This window comes from Muriicola sp., from assembly GCF_049669965.1.
In the GTDB taxonomy this organism is placed as follows: Bacteria; Bacteroidota; Bacteroidia; order Flavobacteriales; family Flavobacteriaceae; genus Muriicola.
The window spans coordinates 1-7,990 of sequence record NZ_JBATLB010000165.1 but is presented as its reverse complement, the minus strand read 5'-3'; the positions used below and the strand labels follow the sequence as shown (position 1 = coordinate 7,990).

The following is a 7,990-nucleotide window of genomic DNA, read 5'->3' as shown; positions in this document are numbered from 1 at the left end:
ATTGGCTTGGAAAAATACCAGTCCAAATAAATAATTTAAGAATTAATGAAAATGATTCTATAATAGTTGAAATAAATATGAAAGATTCAAATGAACCCATAATATGTTACTAACTACAACAACGCCTATAATTCAGCGCTGCTTTAGAACTTCCCTGAAATTTCCTACATTTAAATAAAACAAAACTTGGCTTCAATGGTTAAAAGGCCAGGGCTCGCTTTGCCTGCGCAAATTTCTAACGACAACGCCGTTAGATCCTCCGCTAGCTTCGCCCCCAACACCGCGCCAAACCATAGCCCAGATCGTAGGCAATGCGACCAAAACTTTGAAGAAAATTATATGATGAAATTGACAAGTCGATTTTTATTACTACTTCTATTTGTAACAATGATTAGTTGCAATAATTCAGTTGAACAAAAAAAGACGGCACTTAATCAAGAAATGACTGAATCAATTGAGTCTATAACAACAGAAAATGTGACTTTCGAAAGTGAAGGAGTTAAATTAGCAGGTACAATTTATAGCCCTAACCATCCGCATTCAGCAGTTATCATTGTTCACGGCTCTGACCAAGTACCTCGAATGACAAAGTTCGCTGAATTGTTAGCCGCGAATGATATTTTAGTATTAACCTATGATAAACGTGGAGTTGGAGAATCTGGTGGAGTTTATGCTGGACCAGAAGTAGGGACAAATAATATTAGTGTTGAAAATCTAAAACTATTAGCAAAAGATGCAAGTTCAGCTGTTAACGTAGTTTATAACAAAAGGAAAGATTTACCTATTGGACTTATAGGCGCAAGTCAAGCAGGATGGATAATTCCAATTGTTGCTAGTGAAAATCCCTTGGTAGAATTTATGGTTTTATTAAGTTGCCCAACCATAACTACTCTTGAACAACTACGATTTCAGTTTTATACAAATGGAAGAACAGATTTTTGGGATAATCATACAGAAAAAGACGCTCGTGAACATATCAAAAACGACCCAGACAAATATCAATTTGAAACTACTGACCCAAAAGAGATTTTGAAAACTCTTTCAATCCCTGGTCTTTGGATTTTTGGAGAAAGAGATATTCAAATTCCTGTAAAAATATGTATCGAGCATCTTAATGATTTGAAATTAGAGAACAAACCATTTGAGTATGTTTTGTTTCCATCATTGGGACATAATACCAATAAGAAAGAACCAATAAATATTTCTGTTAATTGGATAAAACGAAAGTCATTGGAAATTAAGAATAACAAATAGAAATAAAGCACTGCCTGCAACAATGTATACCAAATCATAGCCTCCTATCGGTAGGCTACGATTGTTATACTAGCCGTTATCTTCAATGGCTGAAAAAAACAAAATATTGGACTTGACAAAATTGAGAACAAAAAAGTCCCATTACACGATTGTGTTGCGGGACTTTTTAGCTTGAATATATGCTTATCGAGTTCTGCCGTCGATTTGTAGATTTTCCGATACTCTTTTCAAATCCAAATCCTGGAAATCGAAACTGAAATCAATAAAACGAGAGATGCCTTTCATTTTGATGCTTTGGGCTTTACCGTTTTCATTTAGCGAAAAAATGGCAAAAGCATCGGCTTTCATATCTTGATATTCCCATTTTATCGCAAAAGTATTGTCTTCATAAAATTCCATTTTACCATTTAATCTTGGCGACTTGTGCGATTTAAACCATAAACCCCCCTCTTTATCAAAAACTTCAACCTTTCCGAACCAGTCATCTTCGTATATCCCAACGTAATTATCTTTATTGACTTTTACATTTTTATTTGCTTCAACTTCAGTCCAAACTTTTTCTGAATCAGGATCGCCCATTTTTCCGCGTTGCTGCTGCAATCTCTTTGTCATTTCTAGCCAATTGATGCCCGTTTCTAATTTTAAAAATTCATCTAACAGTGCAAAGCCTATCAAACCATCAAGGAGGCTAGCTCCTTCTGAATTATTCATAACAACTATACCGAGATCCAATTCTGGAATCAAAGTAACCTCTGAAGACATTCCAGCGATTAAGCCGGAATGATCAACTTTGAAAAATCCATTAATATCTGATAAAAACCAGCCTAATCCATACCCTGAAAAGTGAGATATAAAAGGCAACATCGGGTCCGATGGCTTATTCATAGGCGTGTGTACGCGCCACATTTCCCGATGTTGTTGTTCTGAAAATAAAGTTTTATCCATATTAGCACCATACCTCCCCTTATTTAATTGTGCTAACATCCATTTACACATATCATTAGCACTAGACCATATTCCACCTGCTGCACCGTTCATTTTTTGCTTTACGCTTCCATTCAAATCTGTTTTAGATTTCTCAATTGCTTTTAATACGGTACCGTCAAAGGAATGCGCCACGGCAACAGTATCATTCTGTAAGGCATCCTCATAACTGGCATAAGAATGATTCATTTTTAAAGGTTTAAGAATCTCTTCATCGACAAATGTTTCCCAAGATTTCCCGCTTACTCGAGCAGTAAGTTCGCCTGCGATTATGTACAACAAATTATCATAATCAAACTTTGTCCTAAAGGCAGTAGATGGTTCAAAGTGTTGAAAAGCGCTAAGTACATCATCAATTGTAAAATCTGAATCGTCTGGAAAAATCATGAGGTCACCAGCGCCGAGGCCTAAACCACTGCGATGGGTTAGAAGATCTTGAATGGTAAAGTTGTTTGTGACATAATCATTGTACATTTTAAATTCGGGTATGTGACGGATGACTTTATCCTCCCAATTAATTTTCCCTTGCTCAACCAGTATCGCTAGTGCAGCAGACGTAAATGCCTTAGAATTAGAGGCAATGCCAAATGGGGTGTCGGCAGTTACCGCTTCATTTAAATCTACGGAGTTTACACCATAGCCTTTTACGTGTAAAATTTTACCGTCTTTGACAACACCTATTGCAAAACCAACAGTATTATCCACGGTATTGACTGCTATAGTAACTAAACTGTCAATTTGCTTTGCAGTCATTTGGGCAGTTCCCTTTACTGATGGCAGTAGCATCGTCAGCATTAACAAAACGATAATTTTAAAGTAATTAGTTCTAATTTTTATTTTGGTATTTCGCTCTGTATATTTCATGATAAATTGTTATTCAGATTATTAAATATTTTATAAAGTACAGATATATGACTATCACAAAACTGAAAAAGTTACAGGTTTCACGATATACTTTTAAAAACTTTCATAAATCGAATAGTAGTGGACATTTAGGACAAATCGAAAAACGTATTCCCAAAAAGTAATACAAACAGGCCTTCTTGCTCAGGTGGAATAGAGAAGACTAGTTAGACATGTTTACCCGAGTGCGTCGCCACAAAAGATAACACCGTGTATTATTAATTGCTTTGGCAAGTGCTTATTTGGAAAATTCATTCGGAATTTTCTCTGGTACGTATTTGTACGCTAAATTAGTTGCTTAATCACGTAACTAACCATACACAATCACGTTAGCATTAATATAAGTAAATGAGAAACCTAATCTTAATATCAGTCATTGTATCAAAGTTAATATCCTGTCAAACTTCAGAAAAGATAGAGGATATTGTCGTAATCGGTGGCGGACTTATGGGAAGTTCGACCGCCTGGGAGCTTTCTAAATATGGACAAAATGTTTTACTTCTTGAGCAACAAGATTCAATTTATACTTCTGGTTCTAGTTTTGGAGAGGCAAGAATTTCAAGAAGTTTAGGCCCAAAAGAAGACATATTCTCATTTCTACAACAAACCTCTATAAAAGAAACGAAGGGTTTGATTGAGTACTTAAACGAAGGAGAAAGAGATGTACTTCATTCTATGGAAGATATTTACAGAACTTCACCGGTAACCTATATCTATTCTAAATCCCAATTAAATGATGTTGAAAATTTGCTTGATGGACAATTAGATAAATATGAATATGCATCAACTAAAGAGGAAGCAGAAGAAAAGTTTGAAATGAAAATTTCAGATACTACAATGGTTATTCGTGAATATAAACAATACACTGGTACTCTTAATCCGAAAGTGTTAATTAAAAAACTACATCTAGGAATAAGAAAATCTGGAAATAGAATAGACTACAACCAAAAAGTTACCAGTTTAAAAAAAGAGGATGGAGTATATAAAATCAAAATTACAGATACCAAAACTGGAACAAACAAAACCATCTTGAGTAAAAAGGTAGTAGCGGCTGCTGGTCCCTATAATGGGATTTTAATGAAAGATATTGCACCTTATTTTAGGGATTTGATAAGTCCAAAGCGTTTATTTCTTTCATTTTTAAAAATAAAATCAGACAAATATGATATGTTGACAAGTGACCAGAAAAACAGGCTCATATCCTCTTATCCTGTTGCTTATCTAAATTCTGAAATATTTTATTCTATGATTGAGAAATTTGACAGTGACCAAAGACCTTTATTAAAAGTTGGAGGACATTTTTTAAGGACAGAAATTAAGGAGTTAGACGAAGTATGGGCAATGAAATTAACCGAGCAAGAAATTCACTGGAGCAAAGAAAATACTGTTGACTATCTGAAAAAACTTGATTTACCAATAATAGCGTCCGATTTAGAATATGTCAAAGGTTATTCTTGTGTTTATTCACTAACAGAATCTGAAGTACCTTATGTGAGTAACATAATAAAAAATAAAGTGGACATTGATTCTAGTTATGTTTTAGTTGGAGGAATGTCTGGCATTGGAGCAAAAGGTTCTCTAGCTTACGGTCTAATTGCTGCAGACCTTATTTTAGATAAAAAAAATGATTCATTTATGTATCAAAAAACCAAATCTGCTTTAGGTTCCGAAAGATTAATGAAAGATATACAGAATATTGATTAATAAAATACTAATGCCAACAAAGGCTATAATTCAACGCTTCACTAAAACTTCATCAGAATTTCCTACATTTAAACAGCACTAAATTTGGCTTAAATGCTAAACGTCCAACGCTCCTTTGTCAACCTGCCTATGGAAGGCATACATTAAATAGAACTTAAAGTAATGAGAAAATCAATATCCATATTTCTAATCATATCCTGGATTAGTTTTATTAGTGAAACTTTTTCTCAGACAGCTACTGACAAGTTTACCGCCCTTACAAATGTCACCATAATTGATGTTGAGGATTCTCGACAGATGGAAAATATGACTATCCTAATTGAGAATGATAAAATAAAATCCATACAGGCAAGTAATTCTTTGAGCTTAGAAAAAGTTGAAAATATTATAGATTTAAAAGGGAATTATGTTATTCCTGGATTGATAGATTCACATGTACATCTCTTCAGACCAAAAAACCGTAAAGAAATTTTGACAAAGTTGCTTTATTCAGGAGTTACAAGTGTACGGGATATGGGTGGTGATGCGAGAGTCTATCAATCACTAAACCAGGAAATCGGGGAAGGAAAACTAAAAGGCCCTGACATATATTATTCGGCAAATGTATTTGGCCCAGCTTTCTTAAAAGATCCCAGAACCAAATTTGCTGCACAAGGGTTTGAGCCAGGTTCAGCACCTTGGATGCGAGTAATTACTGATGAAACGGATTTGGAAACAGTAGTTGCCGACGCCAAAGAAGTTGGAGTAAATGGATTAAAAGTATATTCAAATGTAAAGCCTGAATTATTAATAAAGCTAAGTATAGCTACACATGCTAATGGACTCAAAATGTGGAGCCACTCCAGTATTTACCCCAGTAAACCATCAGACGCTGTAAACGCAAAAGTGGATGTTTTATCCCATAGTATTGGAATGATATTTGAGCTGGAAAAAAATATGCCCAATTCCTTTAATGAAGCTATTCGAAAATTTGTTCCGCTACAGGATTTTAAAAATACTGATGCTTCATCTTCCGAATTCATTTCTTTATTTGAAAAAATGAAATCAAATAATATTGTTTTTGAACCAACTCTTTCTGCTTGGAGCATGAAATTACGTGTTCAAAAGCCAATAAATAATCCGAACACTCAAAAAAACAATCCAACTAAAGATCTTTCCAGTGCTGCAAGCAAAATGAATCTAGAAGATATGGACAATTGGGCAAAGAAAATCACTAAAGCAGCCTATTTAAATGGAGTTACGATAGCAGCTGGAACAGATTTGAGTGCAGATATGAAATGGGTTCAGGATGAGATTATACTCTTTACAGAGTGTGGAATTACAAACATTGATGCGCTCAAAGCTGCCACCATAAATAATGCTATAGCAATTGGAATTGAAGATACCCACGGATCGATTTCAGTTGGAAAAATAGCAAACCTTGTGGTACTGTCTGAAAATCCATTGGAAAACATTGAACATATCAGAAAAGTAATTTCAGTATATAAAAACGGAAAAGAATATAAAAAGAAGGAATAAAAACCTATGCAAAAAACGGCTATACTTCATTACGCCCAAAACCCAGGCTTTACATTCAGAGCGTAATGAACAGCGAAAGCAAATCATAGCCAGGAGCATTGACCTTCACTATGATCAACACTTCAAACTTTTAAATGAAAAAAAATATGAAAAACCGTCTTCTTTTCACTCTTATTATAGTTTCTTTTTTAGTTAATTCTTGTGCTAAAACAAAAAAAATTGAAACCCAAATAGCCTGGGATACCTGGGGTGTTCCGCATATTACCGCAAATAGTACCGAAGATTTATTCTTCGCTCAGGGTTGGGCCCAAATGCATAATCATGCCAACCTTATTTTAGAACTTTATGGAAGCTCCAGGGGCAAAGGAGCCGAATACTGGGGGCAAGGAAAATTCGACAATGACTTGCTCATACATACCCTGGGTTTTGATCAGTTGGCCGAGGATTGGGAAAAGAATCAGGACCCTGAAATCAAAACCATCTATAGCTCCTTTATAAAAGGTATGAATGCTTATGCAGCAGCATATCCTGAGGCAATTGATGACAAAAATAAAATGGTCTTGCCGCTAACTACCAAGGACATGAATATGCATAGTATGTATGTAATTTTCACTCGTTTTATTGGCGGAAATGATCTAGGGCGCGTTCAGGAATGGCCAGATATGGGTTCCAACACCTATGCCATTGCACCTAAGCGCTCAGCTTCCGGTAATGCAATGTTGGTACAAAACCCTCATTTACCTTGGTGGCAAGAATTTTTGTTCTTTGAATCGCATTTAAATTTAAATGGGAAAAATATGTACGGTTCAACGCTCGTGGGTTTTCCGGGTATTGCCATTGGTTTTAATGAAAACCTGGGCTGGAGTCATACAGACAACACCATTGACAACGCAGATACCTACGAATTGGAACTGAAAGATGGTGGCTATCTATTGGATGGTGAACGGAAAGATTTTGAAACGTCTTCAAAAATCATAAAAATAAAGCAAGATGATGGGACAATTCTAGACCGGGAAATTCCCATTATGAAGACGGTTCACGGCCCGGTAGTCAATAAAACTGAAGACAAAGTCCTGGCTTTAAGGATGGTTGGCTTAGACAAACCAAATATGTTTTTACAATGGTGGCGTATGATTAACAGTAGCACTTTCAATGAATTTGAGGACGCTTTAAAAATGGCACAAATCCCTTTTTGGAATGTTATGTACGCAGATAAACAAGGAGAAATTTTCTATTTGTTCAATGGCCTGGTTCCTAAACGAATTTCTGGCGACTGGGATTATTGGGATCGTGTTATTCCGGGCGGAAAATCGGCAGATATATGGACCGAAGTGCATGCGTATGCCGACTTACCCAAAATAAAGAACCCAGAGGGTGGGTGGCTTCAAAATGCCAATGACCCGCCCTGGACAAGTACCATACCTATGACCTTGGACCCTGATGACTATCCCAGCTATATGGCTCCAAAATATATGCCATTCCGGCCACAACGCTCGGCGCGGATGCTTATGGAGGACGAATCCATATCTTTTGAGGAGTTGGTAGAATATAAACTCTCCACACGCCTGGAATTTGCGGATAGAATTTTGGACGATTTGTTTGCTGCCGTCAATGCTTCCGATTCAGA

Annotated in this window: 5 protein-coding genes; 4 read left to right on the top strand and 1 reads right to left on the bottom strand. The window is 36.0% G+C overall.

Going from position 1 to position 7,990, the window contains the following annotated elements; all coding sequences use genetic code 11:
• The first annotated feature begins 339 nt into the window (after positions 1-339).
• Positions 340-1,254, top strand: a complete 915-nt coding sequence (locus WBM49_RS08770) for an alpha/beta hydrolase family protein (protein ID WP_424371676.1) — start codon at positions 340-342, stop codon at positions 1,252-1,254.
• A gap of 183 nt (positions 1,255-1,437) precedes the next feature.
• Here WBM49_RS08770 and WBM49_RS08765 read toward each other — a convergent pair whose 3' ends face one another.
• Positions 1,438-3,102 (bottom strand): serine hydrolase, encoded by a 1,665-nt coding sequence (locus tag WBM49_RS08765; RefSeq protein ID WP_424371675.1) that lies wholly within the window; start codon positions 3,100-3,102, stop codon positions 1,438-1,440.
• Between the two features lie 387 nt (positions 3,103-3,489).
• Between WBM49_RS08765 and WBM49_RS08760 the strand changes: the two genes are divergently transcribed.
• The 3 genes from WBM49_RS08760 to WBM49_RS08750 all read left to right on the top strand — a co-directional run.
• Positions 3,490-4,845, top strand: coding sequence for an FAD-dependent oxidoreductase (locus WBM49_RS08760; protein WP_424371674.1), 1,356 nt, complete (start codon positions 3,490-3,492; stop codon positions 4,843-4,845).
• A 162-nt stretch (positions 4,846-5,007) separates the two neighbouring features.
• Positions 5,008-6,363 (top strand): amidohydrolase family protein, encoded by a 1,356-nt coding sequence (locus WBM49_RS08755; protein WP_424371673.1) that lies wholly within the window; start codon positions 5,008-5,010, stop codon positions 6,361-6,363.
• A gap of 146 nt (positions 6,364-6,509) precedes the next feature.
• Positions 6,510-7,990 (top strand): acylase (locus WBM49_RS08750; protein WP_424371672.1); only part of this gene is annotated, 1,481 nt, incomplete at its 3' end.

Bases quoted from the DNA above. Each gene is read 5' to 3' on its own strand.
- WBM49_RS08770 (WP_424371676.1), top strand. From the start codon at position 340: ATGATGAAATTGACAAGTCGATTTTTATTACTACTTCTATTTGTAACA.
- WBM49_RS08765 (WP_424371675.1), bottom strand. From the start codon at position 3,102: ATGAAATATACAGAGCGAAATACCAAAATAAAAATTAGAACTAATTAC.
- WBM49_RS08760 (WP_424371674.1), top strand. From the start codon at position 3,490: ATGAGAAACCTAATCTTAATATCAGTCATTGTATCAAAGTTAATATCC.
- WBM49_RS08755 (WP_424371673.1), top strand. From the start codon at position 5,008: ATGAGAAAATCAATATCCATATTTCTAATCATATCCTGGATTAGTTTT.